This window comes from Halorussus rarus, from assembly GCF_003369835.1.
GTDB classification, from domain to species: domain Archaea; phylum Halobacteriota; class Halobacteria; order Halobacteriales; family Haladaptataceae; genus Halorussus; species Halorussus rarus.
This window is the reverse complement of record NZ_QPMJ01000003.1, coordinates 263,947-282,245: the sequence shown is the minus strand read 5'-3', so window position 1 is coordinate 282,245 and position 18,299 is coordinate 263,947. Positions and strand designations below refer to the sequence as shown.

Sequence of the window (18,299 nt, the reverse complement as noted above, 5' to 3'; positions counted from 1 at the left end):
CTCGGTCGCGCATCTTCAGATACAAATACCGCGCCCGAACACACCCGGTAATGAGCTTCGACCCCGACCCGTTCACCGTCGCCGTCAAGGACAGCGCGCGGGAGGAGAACCGGGCGGTCCGGCGGCTCGTCCGAGCCGAGGGCGACCGCCTCGACTTCGACTCGGAGGCCGCGGCCCACCGGCGGGCCCGGGAGCTGTCGGCCGACGGCGACGCCGCGGTCAAGGTCCAGCGGGCCGCCCCGCAGGACCCCGACGACGTCGACGGCTACCTCGTCGGGTGGCCCGACCGCCGGACCCGGACGCCCGAGGGGACGCCGACCGAGGGGCTGACGTTCGACACCGAGGCCAACCAGTACGGCGCGCTCGGGGAGGCGCTGGTCTGCACGCCGCCGGTGAATCCGCCGCTGCTCACCCACTTCGCGCGGGTCGACGTCGATCTCTCCGACAGCGGCGACGCGAGCGACGAGCCCCTGCGGGTCGAACTCGACACCGCCCCCGAGCCGGTTGTCGTCCGGTCGGACCGGCGGTGGGAGCCCGACTGCCGGGCGGTCGTCCGGCTGGGACCCGACCGGCCCGTCCTGACCGAGTACTGGTGCGAGGTCAAGGCCGGCGACGGGTCGTTCGAGCGGAGCCAGCGCGCGGCGATGCGGGCGAAGGCCCGCGAGGCCACGGTTCTGAAGATCCGCGTAGACCTCGACGACCTGCCCGAGAGCTACACCGCGTGGGTCCGGCGGGTCTCGCCGGACGGGGAGGAGGAGGACGGCGAGGAGCTGACCTACCGGGTCAACAGCGAACTCGGCGACTTCGCGTAGCCGGGCGACCAGCGCGACCGACGGCGCTATCGCGACGGCGACGGACGCTCGCGGCTACGTCTCGTCTATGACCTCGACGCCGACCTCGTTCCGGCGCATGAACGGCGGTGTCCACGGGTCGTCGTACTGGAGGACGACCGGCCGGCCGCGGGCGGCGAGGTCGCGGGCGTCGAGCGCGTCGCGCAGGTCCCGGAGATTGCGCTCGATCCGGTCGTCGGTCGCGTACCACGAGAACGACCGGACCGCGAGCGTGCGGGGCGGTTCGACCACGAGCCGGACTCGCGGGTCGGTCGGCGTCGGGGCGGTGCCGGGCGAGTACTCCGCCGGGAGGTAGAACGCCATGGTGACGCTGCCGCCGCCCGCGCCGGACCCGGAGTCGGTGCGGACCGGGGCGGTCATCGGCACGCGCTCGCCGCCGGAGAGCGCGGTCCGGACCGGGGCGGTCATCGACACCGCGGTACCCCCTCCATCGGCGTCGGTGGCCACGGGTGCGGTCATCGAGAGCTCCTCGTCGGCCGCGTTCTCGCCCGAGATGTACCCGAAGAGCCGCCCGAAGGCGGTGCGCTGGTCGTCGGCGGTCGTCTCCACCAGGACCGTCCTGGGGTAGCGCCGGAGCTCCGCCCCGTCGAACGTCTCGACGGTCTCGTAGGGGACGCGCTCGGTCGTGCGGTCGACGTAGAGCCCCCAGCCGACCCACGCCGCGAGGAGGCCGCCGGCGCCGGCTGTCAGTGCTTTGATGCTGTCGCGCATGGGTCGGGTACGGCGCCGGGGAAGAAAAGTCCGCGCCACGGGTTCGCGCCGCCGGCGCGAAATCTACGGAGATTCAAGTGCAGTGTCGGCGAATCGTCCTCCGTGACGCGACGTCCCCCCGCGAGTCGACCGCCCCGTACCACCGAATCGAGTCCGCCGCGACGCCGGGCGAGGCGCCTCACGGTTCCGCTCGCGTTCGCCCTCCTGGCGGTGCTCGCGGGCTGTGCGAGCGCACCCGACGCCGAGACGCCGACCCCGGCCGGCAACGAGACCTTCGCGGTCGAGCTGACCGGCGACCCGGCCCGGACGTACGTCGTCGCCGCCCGCCTGGTCGCCGAGCCCTTCGAGAACGTCACCGTGACGTACGCGAACGGCTCGACGCGGCGAATCGCGGCGCCCGACCGACTGGGCGCGGTCGCGTTCGGTCCCGAGTCGAACGTGACCGACGTGGACCCGGGCGGCGATACGGTCGGCGGTGCCTTCTTCGAGGGGTCGCCGAACTTCACGGTGACCGACGACGGGGTGCCGCCGACCGGGAACGTCGTCTACACGGTCCGCGAGAAGCGCGAGGGCAGTGGGACGAACGCGACCGTCCTGACCGCCTGGGGGCTGATCCGGTGCGACGGCCACGTCACGGAGCTGTCGCTGCGAGTCGGCGAGTCAGGGGTCGAGGGCGCGGGATTCGGCTGCGAGTCGTAAGCCGCACTTCGACGTATTTTTAGGCAACGTCCCCTTTCTGACCCGTATGGCAGACTTTCAGGTCGTCGTCGCGGACCCCGACTCCGGGACGACCTACCAGCGCGACGTTGACGGACAGGACGCCAACCGGTTCCTCGGCATGTCCATCGGCGAGGAGGTCGACGGCGGCGCGGTCGGCCTCGACGGCTACACGGTCGAGATCACCGGCGGCTCCGACGACGCGGGTCGCCCGATGCGCGGCGACGTCGCCGGCCCGAACCTCAAGGAAGTCCTCCTCGAGGGCGGCGTCGGCTACGAGCCGTCCCGCGACGGCGAGCGCAAGCGCGTGACCGTCCGCGGCGGCGAGGTCAGCGACGCGACGGCCCAGCTCAACGTCAAGATCGCCGAGCGCGGCGACCAGGACGTCGAGGAACTGCTCGGCGAGGGCGGCGACGGCGGCGAGGACGAGGAGTAGCGCGGGACCGCGTCTCGGGAAGTAACGCGGAACACGGCCCGCGACGCGGTGCGGGACGCCCCGCGACGCGCCGCGGAACGACCGCAGGCGTTTTCTCTCTCAGACGGCTAGAACGGAACAGCACACGCATGGCCGACCGCATCTCCAGCGACCACTCCTCGCTGACGACCGTCCGCGCGACGCTCGTCCGGAGCGGCGGGCTCGACCGCCCGAAGGTCGAGATTCCGACCGATGAAGTCGACCTCGACACCTTCCCGGACGGCGAACTCGTCCGGGTCGTCGCCGACGACACCGAGTACCGCGCCCGCATCGAGTCGCCGCTGACCGGCGAGGGCCGGGAGCTCCGGGGGCTCTACGAGTCGCCGTCGCTCGCGCGCAACCCCGAGGACGGCGAGAACCACCTCTCGACGTGGGTCGAGGGGACCGGCATCGAGTTCGGCCAGTCGGTGCTGGTCGACGTCGTCGAGCCCGGATTCAAGTACGGCCTGCGCGAACCGGGCCGGCGCGTCTTCTACGAGGCCACCGAGTCGCCCGACGAGGGGCTGGCCGACATCGCGCGGCAGCTCGACGAGTAGACGAGGGCCGGAAACGTCCGAGTCGAGGGCGGATTCGAGTACCAAGACTTTTTGCCCGGAACGTCGCGTTCGTAACCATGAGCGAGGACGCCGAGGAGCGCGACGAGTCGGTCGCCGACGAGACGACCCCCGAGGACGAAGCGGAGCTCGAACGGCTCGCCGAGGAGGACCCGGCCGCGGCGTTCGAGCAGGCGAGCCAGATTCCCGGCACGCACCTCCGGGCGGCGGAGTACTGGGACGACATCATCGGTGACATGGAGGCGACGGCCGCCGAGTACGAGGCCGAAGGGTGGGAGACGCTCCAGCTCCACCCCGGCGACGTGACCGCGCTCGCGCCGACGGAGAACGACGACCGGTTCGGGCTCGACGTGCTGGTCCCCGACGACGAGTTCGCCGAGCTCGAGACCCTCGTGGAGGGCGAGGTCGGCTTCGACTCCTACGAGGCGTTCCGGGCGACCGCCGACTCGCTCGTGCTGCTCGTGGTCGCGATGGAGGACCCCGACGCCGAGGTGGCGGTGCTCTACCCGGCCTACTACGACACGCAGGACGCCCAGGGGATGCTCCAGGAGGCCGAGCACGCCGGGGAGATGCGGACCTACGTCCGGACGCTGAGCGAGGAGCAAATCGAGTTCACCCACGACGAGCCGGCGAACTTCGCGCCGACGGAGGACGACGAGGGCGACGGCGCCGACGGGTAAGTGGGGTCGACAGCTCCCCGTCGGCCGACGGACCGAAAGGGCCGGCCGTCGAACCCATCGGTCGGAATGTCAGGAGCGGACGTCGACTCGCCGACGGAGATCACCGACACCATCGAGCAGCCCGACCGCGGGCGGCTCCGCCGGGCGCTGTTCGACCTCAAGCGGTGGTTCCTCATCGACGCCAACCGCTGGTTGGTCGTCGGCCTGCTGGCCGCGGGGACGTTCGTCCTCACGGTCGCGGTCGGGACGTTCGGGCCGGTGTCGGTCCAGCGGTTCCTCTCGGAGGGCGTCTCGCCCGCCACGGCGCTGGTCGAACTGCTCAAGACCATCGTCTCGGTCGTCACCATCGTCCTCTCGATCAACCAGCTGGTGCTCTCGCCGGAGCTCGGTCCCGTCAGCGACCAGCGCGGCCGGCTCGACGACACGATGAAGCTCCGCCGTCAGAGCGAGGGGCTGCTCGACGACACCGTGAGCCCGCTCTCGCCGGGGCAGTACCTCGACGACCTGGTGTCGGCGCTCCGCGACCGGGCGACCGACCTGCCCGAGACCGTCGACGGCGGGCCGGAGCTGGAGTCCGAGGTCCGGGAGTTCGCCCGGAAGCTGGTCGAGGACGCCGACGACGTCAACGAGGAGCTGACCGACGCGAAGTTCGGCGGGTTCGAGGCGGTCGCGGCCGTGATGGACCTCGACACCTCCGGGAAGATACGCCACCTGCGGCGGATCCGCAAGGAGTACGCCGACCGGCTCGACGACGCGGAGAAGGAGGCGCTGGTCGAGATGGTCAACGCCATCGAGCTGTTCGTCACCGCGCGGGGGTACCTCAAGACGACGTACATCCGCACGGAGTTCATCAACTTCTCGCGGGCGCTGCTCTACGCCGGGCTCCCGTGTCTCCTGCTGGCGTTCTGGGCGAGCCAGATGTACGACCCCGGCGTCTTCCCCGAGGCGACCCTCGGGGTGGAGAACCGGCTGTGGTTCGTCAGCGGGGCCGCGACCGTGGCGCTCGTCCCGTTCATGATACTGATCTCGTACATCTCGCGACTGGCGACCGTCTCCCAGTCGACGCTGTTCATCGGGCCGTTCGTCGCGGGAAGCGACCAGCACGAGGAGGAGGAGTAGGCGGGGCGTCTCGTCGGTCGGCGTCAACGTTCAGTCGTGTCAGTCAGCGACTGGTCAGTCGTCGCCCTCTACCGTGTCGGCCTCCGCGGCCTCGAGCTCGTGGCCGCAGTTCGGGCACGCGAGCTCGTCGTGGCGGAGCTCCTCGCTGGCCGACTGGACCTCCCGCATCACGTCGGAGATGCGGTCCTCGGCCTCGAGCTCCTCCTCGACCGAGAGGTCGACGCCCTCGACCTCGAGCAGGAACTTCGCGACTTCGGTCACCTCGTACATCATGTCGTCGAGCTCCTCGGCCGTGAAGAACCCCGACATCGCGCCGTAGAGGAAGGTCGCGCCGGCCTGCCGGACCTTGTTCTCGAAGGAGCTGCGGGCCTGGTTGACCGCCTGCGGAGTGTAGGTGTCGGTCATGAACGGGACGAGCTCGGGGAGGTTCTCGCCGATCTTGGTCATCTCGACCCCGGTCTCGGTCCGGAAGTCGGCGCAGAGCCGGGCGATGGCCCACTCGCGGGCGGTGATGTACGTCCGGTCGCGCAGGAACTCGTTGACCCGGTCGTACTGGGCGCCGTCCATCTTCTTGAACCGGGCGTACTTCCGGACGTCCTCGGGCACGTCCGCGGCCGGGGAGTCGTCGGCCGGTGAGTCGGCTGTATCGTCGGTCTCCGCGGGCGTCTCGTCGAGGTCCGTCGCGCTCTCCTCGTCCTGCGCCGGTGTTCCCTCGTCGCGCCCGGCCGAGTCATCCGCAGGTGCTGCGTCGGCCTGGAACTCGTCCACCTGCGACTCGTCGGTCTCATCTACCGAGGCATCCGCCGGATCGTCCGTCGACCGGTCGGCGGCCGCGTCGGGCGATTCCTCGGAGCTCTCGTCGCCGGAATCGGTCGCGGCGTCAGCGTCGACTTCGGCGTCAGGTTCAGCGTCGGTTTCCGCAGCAATCGCTTCGTCGGCGTCGCTCTCGATTCCGGCATCGGAACGTCGGACCTCGCTGTCGGTTTCCGGGCTGCGAGGCGTTTCACCGTCGGCGTCCTTGTTGTCGTTCTCGGGCGGACGCGGTTGGTCGTCTGCCATGGGTCGGGGTTACGAGTGGAGGTGGAAAAGCGTGTCGTCTGGCGGCGGTTCCCGCGGTCTGGCGGTCGTTACCGGGATTCGAGCGGGAGGCTCGGAACCGCGGTCGTGGGAGACTGACAACTGTTTTGAGGGCGGGTGCGGTTGTGGGAGACATGAACGTACTGCTCGGAATCGGCGGGAGCGACGACTCGCTGCGGGCCCTCGAGGAGACCATCGAACGCGCGAAGGCCGCCGGCGACGACCTCACCGTCGTCGTCCTGGAGAACCCCGAGAGCGACCGCGAAACGGGCGAGATCGAGTCGCGGGTGTTCGAGGCGCTCGAGACGGCGGCGTTCGCGGCCGAGGTGCGCCAGCTCTCGGGCGACCCCGGGAGCCAGCTCGTCGACCTCGCCGAGCGCGGGGAGTTCGACCAGATCGTCCTCGGCGGCGGCCAGCGCAGCCCCATGGGCAAGATCAAGCTGGGCCACATCGCGGAGTTCGTCCTGCTGAACTCCGCCGTGAGCGTCAAACTGGTACGATGAGCCCGAGCGAGCGGAGTTACCCCGACGAACCGGCCGCGGGGTCGTTCCCGGAGCCGCCGCTGTCGTTCGCCGACAAGGAGGGCCGCGAGATCGAGATCCGGCCCTACGAGGAGGGCGAGTTCGACGCCATCGTGGAGATGTACGCCGACTTCGACCCCGCCGACCGGGCCCAGGGCATCCCGCCGGCCACCGAGGAGCGGGTCCGCGACTGGCTCGAGACCCTGCTCGAGGGCCTGAACGTGGTGGCGTGGCACGACGACCGGGCGGTCGGCCACGCCACGCTGGTCCCCGACGAGGACGCCTACGAGCTCGCCATCTTCGTCCACCAGGAGTTCCAGCGCTCGGGCATCGGCTCGCGGCTCATCCGGGCGCTGCTGGGCCACGGGCGGGCAAACGGTGCGGAGAAGGTCTGGCTCACGGTCGAGCGCTGGAACCACGCCGCCGTCAACCTCTACGAGTCGGTCGGCTTCGAGACCCACGGCACCGAGAGCTTCGAGATCGAGATGGTGCTGCGGCTGTAGGACGACCGTTTGCTGCGGTCGCGCCCCGAGAGGCGCTCTCTTGCAAAACGTTGATGAAAACCACTGCGTTCGCCCTCCACTCGCTCTGCCCGTTCCGGTCCTCACTTGGTCCGCTCGCTTCCTGCGGTCACTCGCGGTACAATAACTGGTTCCCCACGGTGGAAAATGCGGTCGAGCAACCTCGTCACACCGACAGCACGGGCTGGCTCGCGTACAGCAGCACGTACTCGGCGGCCTTCTCCAGCACCTCGCCCGGTTCGCCGCTCAGGGGTTCCCGCGGGATGACGACGAAGTCGGCCTCGATGTCCTCGGCGGTGTCGAGCACCGCGCTGCCGGGGTGCTGGGTCTTCCGGGTGGTCGAGAAGCCGTAGGCGTTCGAGGACGAGACGGCCACGTCGTAGTCGGCCGCCGTCGCCCGGACCTCCCCGAGGAACGTCTCGGTCTCGGAGACGACGTCCTCCTCGTCGACCGCGCCGCTCTCGATGCCCCGGACCAGTTCCTCGCCGAGGACGTACATCGCGTGGACCGAGGCGCCGTACTTCTCGGCGACGGCGAGCGCGTACTCGACGGCCTCGGCCGACTCGTCGCTCCCGTCGACGGGGACGAGGACGCAATCGACTTCGAGCGGCGGTTCGGTCATGTGGGTACCTGTGAGGCCGCTCGGCAAAAATCCTCGCTTCCCGGACCCGGTCCGACGCGGCGACCACGCCGGTCGGTCACCCCGGCCCGCCGACCGAACCCGACGGTCGACCCGCCCGATTCCCCGATTCCAAACGTTCAAACCCGAAGGCGACCAACCCCGGCCCAGTGACGTCCAGCGATTCGTGGCGCGAGATCTTCGGCCACGCCGAGCCGTACGACGAGCAGGTCGACGGCATCGAGACCGCCGTCGACACCGCCGAGGACGGCGGCTTCGCGGTCGTCGAGGGCGCCTGCGGCACCGGCAAGACGATGCTGGCGCTGACCGCCGGCATCCACCTGGTCCGGGACCCCGACAGCGACTACGAGCGGGTGGTCGTGCTCACCAGCGTCAAGCAGCAACTCCGGCAGTTCGAGCAGGACCTCCGGACCATCAACGCCGGCCTGCCCGACGACTGGGACCCCGTCACCGGGCTCACGCTGGTCGGGAAGGCCGACGTCTGCCCGTACAACCGGGAGAGCGCGGGCGGCATCGACGACGGCAACGTCTACGAGCGGTGCGAGTCGCTCCGCGAGGACACCCGGGCGATAACCGGCGAGGGCGGCTCGACCACCGCGCAGAACCTCGTCTCGCGCGCCCGGAGCCAACAGACCGGACTGGCCGATTCGGGGGCGCAGGGCCGGGCCGCCGCGTCCTATCTGGAGACCGCCGGCGAGCCCTCGCCCTATCCGCCGGAGATGCCCGAGTACGACGACGTGGAGTACTGCCCGTTCTACGCCCAGTTCCTCGAGGAACTGCCCGAGGACGGCGACCCCGTGGAGTCGGTCCCCTTCGACTTCGACGGGATGGGGCTCATCGACCCGGAGGAGCTGGTCGGGCTGTCGGTCCAGCACGGCACCTGCCCCCACTCGATGATGGGGGCGATCCTGGCCCACGCCGAGGTCGTCGTCGGCAACTACTACCACGCCTTCGACCCCGTGACGACCGGCGGGTTCACCGGCGCGCTGCTCGACGACTCGACCTTCGTGGTCTGCGACGAGGCCCACATGCTCGAACCCCGCGTCCGGGACCTCGTGAGCGACGCGGTCGGCGACGCGACCCTGCGGGACGCCGAATCGGAGCTCACGCGGGTCATCCAGCCCGTCAAGTTCGACGATAGGGAGACGCACACCACTGCCGACGCCGACATGATACGGGGCGAGCTCTCGGACAGCGACGTGAGCCTCTCGGAGCTGGAGGAGGTCCGGGACTTCCTCCGGGACCTCCGCGAGGAGCTCGACCGACGGGTGACGGCCCACCTCGAACGCGAGCACCGCGGCTGGAAGTCGCAGCTCCACGACCTGCCCGACGACGAGATCCCGCTCCGGGACCCGACCGAGCCACAGCCCGACGAGATATCGGAGTGGGCCGAGTCGGCGGGCCACCACGACGGCGTCTGGGTCCGTGCCGAGGCGGCCGGCGCGGTCGCGGCCCGCATCCTCAACGAGGCCGAGGACGAGGAGAAAGAGCGGGCCGCCCCGGCGGCGGGCCGGGTGCTCGGCGAGTGGTACCGCAACGACCACGAGCGCTACTTCCGGGAGATAGAGCTCGAGCGGACCTGGAATAAGAAGGAGCCCGACTCCTCGTGGCGCCGGGCGTACAACGCCCGCCTCGCCATCCAGAACTGCGTGCCCAGCGACGCCATCGGCGAGCGCCTCGCGGAGTTCGGCGGCGGCGTGCTGATGAGCGCGACCCTCGAACCCCTCGACGTGTTCGAGGAGGTGACCGGCCTCCGGCACCTCCGCGAGGAGGAGCGCCGGCCGGTCGTCCGGCGGACCTACGGGCTGAACTTCCCCGAGGCGAACCGCGAGAGCTTCGCGGTGGACGCGCCGAAGTTCACCTACGAGAATCGAGGCGCACCGGGCGAGGAGACGCCAGCCCGCCAGGCGTACGCCGACGCGCTCCGGGACGTGGCCCAGTCGCCGGGCAACGTGCTGGTCGGGATGCCCAACTACGCCGAGGCCGAGTGGGCCGCCGAGACGCTCCGCGCGAACCCGAAGGTCGAGAAGCCGGTGCTGCTCGACGAGAGCAGCGCCGACGACGCGACCGAGGACCTCAAGGCCGAGTTCTTCGGCGGCGACGGGAAGGTGCTGGTGACCAGCCTCCGGGGCACCCTCACCGAGGGCGTCGACTACGAGGGCGACCGCCTCCACGCCGCGGCGGTTTGCGGCGTTCCCATCATCAACACCGCGAGTCCCCGGACGAAGGCGGTCAGGACGGCCTACGACCGCGCCTTCGGCGACGGATTCGAGTACGCGCTGACGGTCCCTGCGGTCCGCAAAGCACGACAGGCGCTGGGCAGGGTCATCCGGGGGCCCGAGGAGGTCGGGGTCCGGGTCCTGGTCGACTCCCGGTACGCCCGCGACTCGTGGGACAGCGTCCGGGAGTACCTGCCCCCGACCGAGCGCGAGGAGTTCCAGCCGGTGAGTCCCGACATGCTCTCGCTCGGACTGGAGCGGTTCTGGCGCGGGCGTGAATAGGGGGAGTCGGCCGGGACTACCCTGCCCGACTCGATCGCCAGTTTCACTTTCACCGCGCCCTTGGCTCGCCTTTAACCGGTTGAGACCCCAATATCCGGGTGTCGACCGACCCCACGGGAGGCACCCGAAAATGAACACACACGCCACCCTAACCGCAGACGACGCACGCGGCCGAGTCGAGACGTACGCCCGGACGAACAGCGACGGCGAGGCCGAACTCGTCCTCTACACGCCCGACGCCACCCGCGAGTGGATCAGGGCCGCCAGGTCGAGCACAGTCGACGTGGAGGAGCACCGATGAGCGCGGGCCGCGCCGCCCCCGACGACGGCGACCGAGCCGCCACCGAGGACGCCGACCGGCAGTACCTCGTCAGCCCCTCGGCGACCACGAAGAAGCGCCATCGTCCCGACGAGACCGGCGACGAGCCGGCGTGCCGGGCGTTCCTCCAGCGCGACGACGCGACGTGGCGGAAGCTCTCGCCCCGCCAGACCGTCTTCTACGACGACTGCACCAACTGCTTCCCCGGCGACGCCGACGATACCTGATTCGAACGGCCCGTCTCGACGTCGCGGCGAGCGCGTTACCGCTCCTCGACGACCGCCCGCTCGCGGCCGCCCGCCGAGACCACGTGAGCGTCCTCGGGCGCGAAGCCGACCGAGAGCCGGTCGGCGGACGGTCGCTCGGGCGTCCGGAGCGTCACGTCCCGACCGTCCCAGTCGAGGTGGACCCGGAACGCCTCGCCGAGGAACTCGACGGTCTCGACGTCGGCCTCGAAGCCGTTCGGCCCGCCGCCCTCGGCCAGCTTCTCCGGGCGGACGCAGAAGACGACTTCGCTACCCTCGGACGCGTCGAATTCCGCGAGCCGGAACGAGGCGGCGCCGACCCGGACCGTCGCGCCCGCGCCGTCGCCTCCGCGGCCCGCAGGCTCGCCCGCACTCTCCGCGACTTCGCCGGCGAAGACGTTGTTCTCGCCGAGGAACTCCGCGACGAACCGGGTGTCGGGCCGCCGGTAGACGGCCTCGGGCGCGCCGACTTGCTCGACCCGACCGTCGTTCATCACGGCCACCCGGTCCGAGACGGCCAGGGCCTCCTCCTGGTCGTGGGTGACGTAGACGGTCGTGATGCCCAGTTCCGACTGGATGGCCTTGACCTGCGTCCGGAGCTCCTGGCGGAGTCGCGCGTCGAGCGCGCTCATGGGTTCGTCGAGCAGCAGGACGTCCGGACCGGGCGCGAGCGCCCGCGCCAGCGCGACGCGCTGGCGCTGCCCGCCCGACAGCTCGTCGGGGTCGCGGTCCTCGAACCCCGGCAGGTCGACGAGTTCGAGCAGGTTCGCCACTCGCGCCTCCTTCGACTGGCCGCCGGGGGTGTCGCGGAACCGGAGGCCGTAGGCGACGTTCTCGCCGACGGTCATGTTCGCGAACAGCGCGTAGTTCTGGAAGACGATGCCGACGTCGCGGTTCTCCGGCGGGACGCCGGCCATCTCGGTCCCGCCGAACCGCACCGACCCCGAGTCCGGCGACTCGAAGCCCGCGATAGCTCTGAGCGTGGTCGTCTTCCCGCAGCCCGAGGGGCCGACCAGCGTGAAGAACTCGCCGTCGGCCACGTCGAGGCTGACGTCGCGGAGGGCGTCGACGCCGCCGAACGATTTGGAGACGCCGCGGAGCGAGAGGTCGGTCACGCTTCCCATCGACCCCCTAACCGGTCCACCACCACGAAGCTGAGGCTCGTGACCGCCAGCAGCACCGTCCCCATCGCGGTGGCGGGCCCGAGCGTGCGGTTGCCGATGTAGCGCTCGACGGCGACCGGCATCGTGTAGCTCGAGCTCCCGGTGGCCAAAATCACCGTCGAATCGAACTCGCCGATGCTGATGGCGAACGCGAACGCGGCGCCCGCGGCGACCCCCGACGCCACCAGCGGGAGCTCCACGTCGAGCAGCGCCCGGACCCGGGTCGCGCCGAGCGCCCGGGCCGACTCCACCACCGAGCGGTCGACGCCGCCGAGCAGCGGCGCGACGTTCCGGACGACGAAGGGGTAGGCCGCGACCGCGTGGGCCGCGACGATGGCGACGGGGCCCGTTATCTGGAGCCGGTGGCCGAACAGGTCGACGCCGAAGACCAGGCCCCGGAGCATCCCGAGGCCGACGACGACGCCGCTGACCGCGAACGGGGCCATCGCCGCGACGTCGGCGAGTCGGGCCCACCGGCCGCCACGGGCCGTGAGGACGGAGACCGTCACGCCCATCGGGAGCGCCGCGAGGAGGGTGGCGACGCCGAACAAGAGCGAGTTGCGGACCGCGACCCCCGGCTTCGTCTGGAAGGAGGCGCCCTCGACCTGTCGCTCGACGAGGAACCGGTAGTACTGGAGCGTGAACCCGTTCGGCCCGGTCAGGCTCTCGACGACCATGGTCAGGACGGGCCCGGCGAACACCACGGCGACGACCAGCGCGTAGGCGAGCACGCCGAGGCGTTCGAGCGCCGCGCCCGGCGAGGGGTCGGCCGGGAGCAATCGCTTGCGCGCCGGCGGGTTCGCGGCCCGGCCGCCGCCCGACTGGCGGGCCTCGAACCGGAGGTAGGCGTAGGTCAGCGCGAGCGAGAGGACCGTCTCGACGACGGCGAGCGTGGCGGCCTCGGCGTAGTCGAGCTCCTGGACCAGCGAGTAGACCCACACCTCGACGGTCGCGAGCTCGAACCCGCCCAGCGCGAGCACGATGGGGAACGACATGAACGTGAAGATGAACGTGAGCAGCGCGCCGGTCAGAATCGCGGGGAGGAGTTGGGGCGCCAGCACGTCCCGGAAGGCTCGCCAGGGGTCGGCGCCGAGCGACCGGGCGGTCTCGACCATCCGGGCGTCGACGCTCTCCCAGGCCGCCGTCGTCACGCGGGCCACGAGCGGCGCGTTGTAGAAGGCGTGGGCGACGACGATGGCTTCGAGCGTGAACAGGAGATTGACGGGACCGAGGCCGAGCGCGGCCAGCAGGTCGTTCAGCGGGCCGTTCGTCCCGAAGAACGCGACGAAGCCGATGGCGACCATGATGGAGGGGAGCACGAACGGGAGGATGGTCAGCGACCGGAGCGTCCGGCGGCCCGGGAACTCGTAGCGCGAGAGGACGTAGGCCCCCGGCAGGCCGAGCGCGACGCTGGCGACCGTCGAGAGCAGCGCCTGGTAGGCGGTGAACCCGACGAGGCCGAGCGGCGACTCGGCGGCGACCGCCCCGACCTGCCCGAACTCCCCGGCGAAGACGGGGGCGAGCGCGCCGAAGTAGAACGGGTCGGTCAGCACGTCGGCGACGACGTCGAGGGTCCACGCGCCGCCGACCCGGACCGCGTCGGCGAACACCGTGAGTACGGGGTAGTAGAAGACGACGAGCAGGACGGCCGCAGTCGCGGCTCCGAGGACCGCGAGCGCGTGCCGTTCGAGCCACCGGGTCGGCACGCGCTGACCCGGGGCGCGCCGCGCTTGCGCGTCCCCGCGCGAGGTCGCGTCGCCGCCCGCCCCGTCTCGGGTCACGCTACCTGCCGCCGGCGATCTGGCGCGCCCACGAGTCGACCCAGTCGTCGAGGTTGCCCTGGAGCTCCTCGTAGGTGAACGTGACCGGCTCCTCGGGCTCCTTGGCGTACTTTTGGAACTCCTCGCCGAGCGGCGCCCAGTCGGTCGCGGGGAACTGGACGTTGAGCTGGGCGATCTGCTTCTGGGCTTGCTTGCTCAGCATGAAGTCCATGAACGCCTCGGCGAGTTCGGGCTGGTCGGTGCTCGCGAACTTCGCCATCCCCTCGGGGTTGGCGTACCCCTGGTTGTTGAGGAACCCGACCTGGTGCCGAGTCAGGTCCTGGTCCTGGCGGTGGGCGTACACCTGGTCGGTCGAGTACGAGACCACCATCGGGGCCTCGCCGTTCCCGTAGGCCGTGTAGGCGTCGTCCCACGAGCCGAGTATCTTGACGCCGTTGTCCTTGAGCTTCGACCAGTAGTCGAGGTACTTGTCCTCGCCGACGGTGTTGACGGTCCACAGCAGGAACGCCCGGCCGGTGGCGGCGGTCTTGGCGTTCTGGACGATGAGGTCGCCCTGGTACCGGTCCTTCAGCAGGTCCTGGAAGGTCGTCGGGGGCGCCTCGAACGCGCTCTCGTCGTAGACCAGACTGATGTAGCCCGTATCGTAGGGAATCGCGCGGTTCTGGGGGTCGAACTTCAGCCCCTCCTTCACGTGGCCGTAATGAGAGAGCGCGTCGGCCGTCGGCTCGAACAGTCGGGTCTCGCCCAGTTGCTCGTCGATCCGGATGAGGTGGTCGACGTTGAGCCCGACGTACACGTCGGCCTCGATGTCCACGCCCTGGGCGGCCCGCTGGATGAAGTAGTTGACCTCGTTCTCGGGCGTCTGCCACTCGAGGGTGACGTCGGGGTGGCGCTTCTCGAACTCCTCCTTGAGCCACGGCCCGGGCGACGAACTCGGTGCGTCCACGAACGAACCGTACGTCGCGACCCGGAGAGTGCCGCTGAGCCCCGCCCGGGTCGTGGTCTCGGCGGTGGTCTCCCCGGTCGTCGTTGACTCGGTCGTCGTCGACTCGGTGGTGGTCGTCTCCTGCCCGCCGTCGCCGGCGCCCGTGCAGCCGGCGAGTCCGACGAGCGTCGCGGTCGCGCCGTGTTTCAGTACGGTTCGTCGTCTCATTACCCGGTGGTTACAGTCGGTGATACTTAACTGGCGTCATCTGGCGCCGGGTGGCGGGGACGTCGAGACCCCGACGCGACCGAGATCGGCGTCGGCCGGGCGGAGCCGAAACGTTTTCGTCCGGGGGTCCGATGTGGCGGCTATGTCCGCGAGACGACAGTGGGTGCTGGCGGGGGTGCTGGGACTGCTGGGGCTGCTCGCGGCCGCGGTGCTGTTCGACGTGCTCGGAACGGTGTTCTTCGCGGTCACGGTGGCCTACGTGCTCGTGCCGCTCCACGAGCGGTTCGTCCGGCGCGGGGTCCACCCGTGGTGGGCCAGCGTCGCCGCGACGACCGTGGCGTTCGTGGGACTGCTCCTGTTCTTCGCGTCGTTCGGCTTCCTCGTCTACAGGCGGCGGGCCGCGCTGGTCGACTTCCTCCTCGACCTCCCCGAGAGCGTCAGCGTGGAGTTGCTGGGTACGGTCTACACCGTCGATGCCGGCGCCGTGACCGAACCCGCCCGGGAGTACCTCGGCGTCCTGGCGTTCCAGTTCGCCCGGGTCGCGCCGGTGCTCGCCATCAAGGCGACGCTGTTCGTGCTGCTGGTGTTCGCGCTGCTCATCCGGCGCGGCGAAGCCCGCCGCGCCCTGCTCGCCCCGATTCCGCCGGCGTACCGCGACGTGGCGGCCGCCTTCCACGAGCGCACGCGCGAGACGCTGTTCGCAATCTACGTCCTGCAGGCCGCCACGGCCGCGGCCACCTTCCTGGTCGCGCTCCCCGTGTTCTACGTGCTCGATTACCCGTTCGTCGTCACGCTCGCGCTGGTCGCGGGGTTCCTCCAGTTCCTGCCCATCGTCGGCCCCTCGTTCCTGGTCGCGCTGCTGGCGGCCTACCGACTGACCGCCGACCAGGTGGTCGCGGCGGCGCTGGTGCTGGTGCTCGGGGGCGTCATCATCGGCTGGCTTCCCGACGCGGTCATCCGGACGCGGCTGGCCCGCGAGACCGCCCACCTGCCGGGGAGCCTCTACTTCATCGGCTTCACCGGCGGGCTGCTCAGCCTGGGCCCCATCGGCTTCATCGCGGGGCCGCTGGTCGTCGCGCTGCTCGCGGAGGCGACCGAACTGCTCGCGGCCGAGGTCAACGGGTACGACCGCAGCCGGGCGTAGACCCCCTCCGTGTCGACGGGCGGGTCGGAGCGACCGTGGTCGGTTCCGAACTGACCGAGAACGCGCGTCCGGCCGCCGCCTCACGACCCGGTCTCGATGGGGCCGCCGACCGCCTCCCACTCGGTCAGGCTCCCCTCGTAGAACCCGACGTCCTCGTAGCCCAGCGACGAGAGCACGACGTAGGTGTGGCTGATGCGCCGGGCCGTGTTGCAGTAGAGGACCACGCGCCGGTCGGGAGTGATACCGTGGTCAGCAAGGACGGCCTCGATGTCGTCCCGGGGCTTCAGCCCCCGGGTCTCCTCGTCGACGAGTTCGCGCCAGTCGAGGTTGACTGCGCCGGGGAGGTGGCCCTCCACGTACTCCCAGTCGTCGCGGGTGTCGACGACGACGGCGTCCGGGTCGTCGAGCGCGGCCTCGACATCCTCGCGGTCGACCAGCGGCGAGTCGGTCGGCTCGCTGATCCGGTAGGTCGTCGGCTCGACGTCGGGCGTCGCGCTGCTCGTCTCGTGCTCGCGCATCCACGAGCTGTAGTCGCCGTCGAGCAGGTGGAGGTCCTCGTGGCCGTACAGCTCCGCGGTCACGAGGAAGCGGGCGGCGAACACCCCGTGGGTGTCGTCGTAGGCGACCACGGTGTCGTCGGCCGCGATGCCGGCCTCGCCGAGCAGCTCGGCCCACGCCTCGGCGCCCGGCAGCATCCCCGCGTCCTCGTCGTCGCCGCTCCGAAACTTGTCGAACGGGATGTTGACCGCGCCCGGGACGTGGCCGATGCCGTCGTACTCCCACGCCTCGCGCACGTCGACGACTCGCACCTCGTCGAGGCGGTCGGCGAGCCAGTCGGCGCCGACCACGACGTCCTGGTTCATGTCGGGCGGGTAGGCGCGCCGGGGCTAAATGGCCCCTGGTTCGGGCGACTACTCGCCCGGTCTCACAGCTACCGGAAAGAACTGCCTGATTCCGGAAGAGCGGTCGGGAGCCGGCCGCGGGCCGCCCGTATCAGTTCGAGGATACTTCTCGCGGGCCGACGGGGAAGGGGCAACAATTTCCGGGACGGCCGACAGGAGGCGTTACCTACCGTAAGTAAAGAGGATATAACGAGAGGCCGTGTAGATGGAAGTGGTTATGAGCGACACAGAGTACGCGAACGACGTCCTCGTCTCCGCCGACTGGGCGGAGAATCACCTCGACGAGTTCCAGAGCGACGACCCCGAGTACCGGCTCGTGGAGGTCGACGTGGACACCGAGGCCTACGAGGAGGCCCACGCGCCCGGCGCCATCGGCTTCAACTGGGAGACCCAGCTCCAGGACCAGACCCAGCGCGACATCCTCGAGAAGGACGACTTCGAGGACCTGCTTGGCAGCCACGGCATCACCGAGGACTCGACGGTCGTCCTCTACGGCGACAACTCCAACTGGTTCGCGGCCTACGCCTACTGGCAGTTCAAGTACTACGGCCACGACGACGTGCGCCTGCTCGACGGCGGCCGCGAGTACTGGCTCGAGAACGACTACCCGACCACCGACGAGGTGCCGGAGTTCTCCGAGCAGAGCTACGACGCGGGCGGCCCGCGCGAGTCCATCCGCGCGTACCGCGACGACGTAGAGAAGGCCATCGACCGCGGCGTTCCGCTCGTGGACGTCCGGTCGCCCGAGGAGTACAGCGGCGAGGTGCTGGCGCCGCCGGGCCTCCAGGAGACCGCCCAGCGCGGCGGCCACATCCCCGGCGCGAAGAACATCTCGTGGGCCGCGGTCACGAACGAGGACGGCACGTTCAAGACCCGCGACGAGCTCGAAGAGCTCTACGCCGAGGAGGACATCGACGGCGAGGGCACCACGGTCGCGTACTGCCGCATCGGCGAGCGCTCGTCGGTCGCCTGGTTCGCGCTCCACGAGCTGCTGGGCTACGACGACACCGTCAACTACGACGGCTCGTGGACCGAGTGGGGGAACCTCGTCGACGCGCCCATCGAGACCGGCAGCAGCGACTGATCCGGTATAATAATCTTTTCTGACCGGTTGCGAGACGAGAGTCGTCTTCCCATTTTCTGCGCCAACAGCCGCCAGTCGGTGGTAGCGCTCAATGACGAAAAAACCGGAGACTGCGTGACTGTCCACCGGAAGCGCTCGGTG

Annotated in this window: 20 protein-coding genes; 13 read left to right on the top strand and 7 right to left on the bottom strand. The window is 70.3% G+C overall.

Annotated features, from left to right (window positions below; translation table 11 throughout):
• Positions 1-50: 50 nt before the first annotated feature.
• A complete protein-coding gene (locus tag DVR07_RS17575; RefSeq protein WP_115798615.1) occupies positions 51-812 on the top strand; it encodes a hypothetical protein in 762 nt (253 codons plus the stop codon).
• Positions 813-866: 54 nt separating this feature from the next.
• Here the strand turns inward: DVR07_RS17575 and DVR07_RS17570 are convergent, their stop codons facing one another.
• Complete coding sequence (locus tag DVR07_RS17570; RefSeq protein ID WP_115798614.1) at positions 867-1,562, bottom strand: SOUL family heme-binding protein; 696 nt, start codon at positions 1,560-1,562, stop codon at positions 867-869.
• Positions 1,563-1,664: 102 nt separating this feature from the next.
• On the opposite strand from DVR07_RS17570, the gene DVR07_RS17565 reads away from it, so the two are divergent.
• The 5 genes from DVR07_RS17565 to DVR07_RS17545 all read left to right on the top strand — a co-directional run bounded on the left by DVR07_RS17565 (position 1,665) and on the right by DVR07_RS17545 (position 5,107).
• Positions 1,665-2,261, top strand: a complete 597-nt coding sequence (locus DVR07_RS17565) for a hypothetical protein (protein ID WP_162829620.1) — start codon at positions 1,665-1,667, stop codon at positions 2,259-2,261.
• 46 nt (positions 2,262-2,307) lie between these two features.
• On the top strand, positions 2,308-2,715 hold the full coding sequence (locus tag DVR07_RS17560; RefSeq protein WP_115798612.1) for a 30S ribosomal protein S6e: 408 nt from the start codon (positions 2,308-2,310) through the stop codon (positions 2,713-2,715).
• Positions 2,716-2,843: 128 nt separating this feature from the next.
• Positions 2,844-3,290 carry a DUF7112 family protein gene (locus DVR07_RS17555; RefSeq protein WP_115798611.1) on the top strand — a complete coding sequence of 149 codons (447 nt, stop codon included), beginning with the start codon at positions 2,844-2,846 and terminating at the stop codon, positions 3,288-3,290.
• 77 nt (positions 3,291-3,367) lie between these two features.
• Positions 3,368-3,988, top strand: coding sequence for a DUF7529 family protein (locus tag DVR07_RS17550; protein WP_193570244.1), 621 nt, complete (start codon positions 3,368-3,370; stop codon positions 3,986-3,988).
• A gap of 66 nt (positions 3,989-4,054) precedes the next feature.
• Entirely contained in the window at positions 4,055-5,107 is a 1,053-nt protein-coding gene (locus DVR07_RS17545) for a hypothetical protein (protein WP_115798610.1), read from the top strand.
• Between the two features lie 54 nt (positions 5,108-5,161).
• Here DVR07_RS17545 and DVR07_RS17540 read toward each other — a convergent pair whose 3' ends face one another.
• Positions 5,162-6,166 (bottom strand): DUF5806 family protein, encoded by a 1,005-nt coding sequence (locus DVR07_RS17540; protein ID WP_449272234.1) that lies wholly within the window; start codon positions 6,164-6,166, stop codon positions 5,162-5,164.
• Positions 6,167-6,318: 152 nt separating this feature from the next.
• On the opposite strand from DVR07_RS17540, the gene DVR07_RS17535 reads away from it, so the two are divergent.
• Together DVR07_RS17535 and DVR07_RS17530 are read left to right on the top strand one after the other, a co-directional pair.
• A complete protein-coding gene (locus DVR07_RS17535; RefSeq protein ID WP_115798609.1) occupies positions 6,319-6,687 on the top strand; it encodes a universal stress protein in 369 nt (122 codons plus the stop codon).
• Positions 6,684-7,208 (top strand): GNAT family N-acetyltransferase, encoded by a 525-nt coding sequence (locus DVR07_RS17530; RefSeq protein WP_115798608.1) that lies wholly within the window; start codon positions 6,684-6,686, stop codon positions 7,206-7,208. Before DVR07_RS17535 ends, DVR07_RS17530 begins: the two co-directional genes overlap by 4 nt.
• A 184-nt stretch (positions 7,209-7,392) precedes the next feature.
• Here the strand turns inward: DVR07_RS17530 and DVR07_RS17525 are convergent, their stop codons facing one another.
• Positions 7,393-7,848, bottom strand: a complete 456-nt coding sequence (locus DVR07_RS17525) for a universal stress protein (protein ID WP_115798607.1) — start codon at positions 7,846-7,848, stop codon at positions 7,393-7,395.
• Between the two features lie 167 nt (positions 7,849-8,015).
• On the opposite strand from DVR07_RS17525, the gene DVR07_RS17520 reads away from it, so the two are divergent.
• The 3 genes from DVR07_RS17520 to DVR07_RS17515 all read left to right on the top strand — a co-directional run bounded on the left by DVR07_RS17520 (position 8,016) and on the right by DVR07_RS17515 (position 10,913).
• Positions 8,016-10,367, top strand: a complete 2,352-nt coding sequence (locus DVR07_RS17520; protein WP_115798606.1) for an ATP-dependent DNA helicase — start codon at positions 8,016-8,018, stop codon at positions 10,365-10,367.
• Between the two features lie 130 nt (positions 10,368-10,497).
• Complete coding sequence (locus tag DVR07_RS21830) at positions 10,498-10,668, top strand: hypothetical protein (RefSeq protein ID WP_162829619.1); 171 nt, start codon at positions 10,498-10,500, stop codon at positions 10,666-10,668.
• A complete protein-coding gene (locus DVR07_RS17515; protein WP_115798605.1) occupies positions 10,665-10,913 on the top strand; it encodes a hypothetical protein in 249 nt (82 codons plus the stop codon). The genes DVR07_RS21830 and DVR07_RS17515 overlap by 4 nt, the downstream gene beginning before the upstream one ends.
• A 35-nt stretch (positions 10,914-10,948) precedes the next feature.
• On the opposite strand, the gene DVR07_RS17510 is transcribed toward DVR07_RS17515, so the two are convergent.
• From DVR07_RS17510 to DVR07_RS17500, 3 genes are read right to left on the bottom strand one after another with little or no spacing between them, the layout of a single operon-like run.
• Positions 10,949-12,055 carry an ABC transporter ATP-binding protein gene (locus DVR07_RS17510; protein ID WP_193570243.1) on the bottom strand — a complete coding sequence of 369 codons (1,107 nt, stop codon included), beginning with the start codon at positions 12,053-12,055 and terminating at the stop codon, positions 10,949-10,951.
• A complete protein-coding gene (locus DVR07_RS17505; RefSeq protein WP_115798604.1) occupies positions 12,043-13,875 on the bottom strand; it encodes an ABC transporter permease in 1,833 nt (610 codons plus the stop codon). Before DVR07_RS17505 ends, DVR07_RS17510 begins: the two co-directional genes overlap by 13 nt.
• A gap of 1 nt (position 13,876) precedes the next feature.
• Positions 13,877-15,028 (bottom strand): thiamine ABC transporter substrate-binding protein, encoded by a 1,152-nt coding sequence (locus DVR07_RS17500; protein WP_115798603.1) that lies wholly within the window; start codon positions 15,026-15,028, stop codon positions 13,877-13,879.
• 142 nt (positions 15,029-15,170) lie between these two features.
• On the opposite strand from DVR07_RS17500, the gene DVR07_RS17495 reads away from it, so the two are divergent.
• Positions 15,171-16,172, top strand: a complete 1,002-nt coding sequence (locus DVR07_RS17495) for an AI-2E family transporter (protein WP_193570242.1) — start codon at positions 15,171-15,173, stop codon at positions 16,170-16,172.
• Between the two features lie 80 nt (positions 16,173-16,252).
• Here DVR07_RS17495 and DVR07_RS17490 read toward each other — a convergent pair whose 3' ends face one another.
• A complete protein-coding gene (locus tag DVR07_RS17490; RefSeq protein WP_115798602.1) occupies positions 16,253-17,035 on the bottom strand; it encodes a sulfurtransferase in 783 nt (260 codons plus the stop codon).
• 256 nt (positions 17,036-17,291) lie between these two features.
• On the opposite strand from DVR07_RS17490, the gene DVR07_RS17485 reads away from it, so the two are divergent.
• Entirely contained in the window at positions 17,292-18,158 is an 867-nt protein-coding gene (locus tag DVR07_RS17485) for a sulfurtransferase (protein WP_115798601.1), read from the top strand.
• The last annotated feature ends 141 nt before the right edge of the window (positions 18,159-18,299 follow it).

Bases quoted from the DNA above. Each gene is read 5' to 3' on its own strand.
- DVR07_RS17575 (WP_115798615.1), top strand. From the start codon at position 51: ATGAGCTTCGACCCCGACCCGTTCACCGTCGCCGTCAAGGACAGCGCG.
- DVR07_RS17570 (WP_115798614.1), bottom strand. From the start codon at position 1,562: ATGCGCGACAGCATCAAAGCACTGACAGCCGGCGCCGGCGGCCTCCTC.
- DVR07_RS17560 (WP_115798612.1), top strand. From the start codon at position 2,308: ATGGCAGACTTTCAGGTCGTCGTCGCGGACCCCGACTCCGGGACGACC.
- DVR07_RS17555 (WP_115798611.1), top strand. From the start codon at position 2,844: ATGGCCGACCGCATCTCCAGCGACCACTCCTCGCTGACGACCGTCCGC.
- DVR07_RS17550 (WP_193570244.1), top strand. From the start codon at position 3,368: ATGAGCGAGGACGCCGAGGAGCGCGACGAGTCGGTCGCCGACGAGACG.
- DVR07_RS17545 (WP_115798610.1), top strand. From the start codon at position 4,055: ATGTCAGGAGCGGACGTCGACTCGCCGACGGAGATCACCGACACCATC.
- DVR07_RS17540 (WP_449272234.1), bottom strand. From the start codon at position 6,166: ATGGCAGACGACCAACCGCGTCCGCCCGAGAACGACAACAAGGACGCC.
- DVR07_RS17535 (WP_115798609.1), top strand. From the start codon at position 6,319: ATGAACGTACTGCTCGGAATCGGCGGGAGCGACGACTCGCTGCGGGCC.
- DVR07_RS17530 (WP_115798608.1), top strand. From the start codon at position 6,684: ATGAGCCCGAGCGAGCGGAGTTACCCCGACGAACCGGCCGCGGGGTCG.
- DVR07_RS17525 (WP_115798607.1), bottom strand. From the start codon at position 7,848: ATGACCGAACCGCCGCTCGAAGTCGATTGCGTCCTCGTCCCCGTCGAC.
- DVR07_RS21830 (WP_162829619.1), top strand. From the start codon at position 10,498: ATGAACACACACGCCACCCTAACCGCAGACGACGCACGCGGCCGAGTC.
- DVR07_RS17515 (WP_115798605.1), top strand. From the start codon at position 10,665: ATGAGCGCGGGCCGCGCCGCCCCCGACGACGGCGACCGAGCCGCCACC.
- DVR07_RS17510 (WP_193570243.1), bottom strand. From the start codon at position 12,055: ATGGGAAGCGTGACCGACCTCTCGCTCCGCGGCGTCTCCAAATCGTTC.
- DVR07_RS17500 (WP_115798603.1), bottom strand. From the start codon at position 15,028: ATGAGACGACGAACCGTACTGAAACACGGCGCGACCGCGACGCTCGTC.
- DVR07_RS17495 (WP_193570242.1), top strand. From the start codon at position 15,171: ATGTCCGCGAGACGACAGTGGGTGCTGGCGGGGGTGCTGGGACTGCTG.
- DVR07_RS17490 (WP_115798602.1), bottom strand. From the start codon at position 17,035: ATGAACCAGGACGTCGTGGTCGGCGCCGACTGGCTCGCCGACCGCCTC.
- DVR07_RS17485 (WP_115798601.1), top strand. From the start codon at position 17,292: ATGAGCGACACAGAGTACGCGAACGACGTCCTCGTCTCCGCCGACTGG.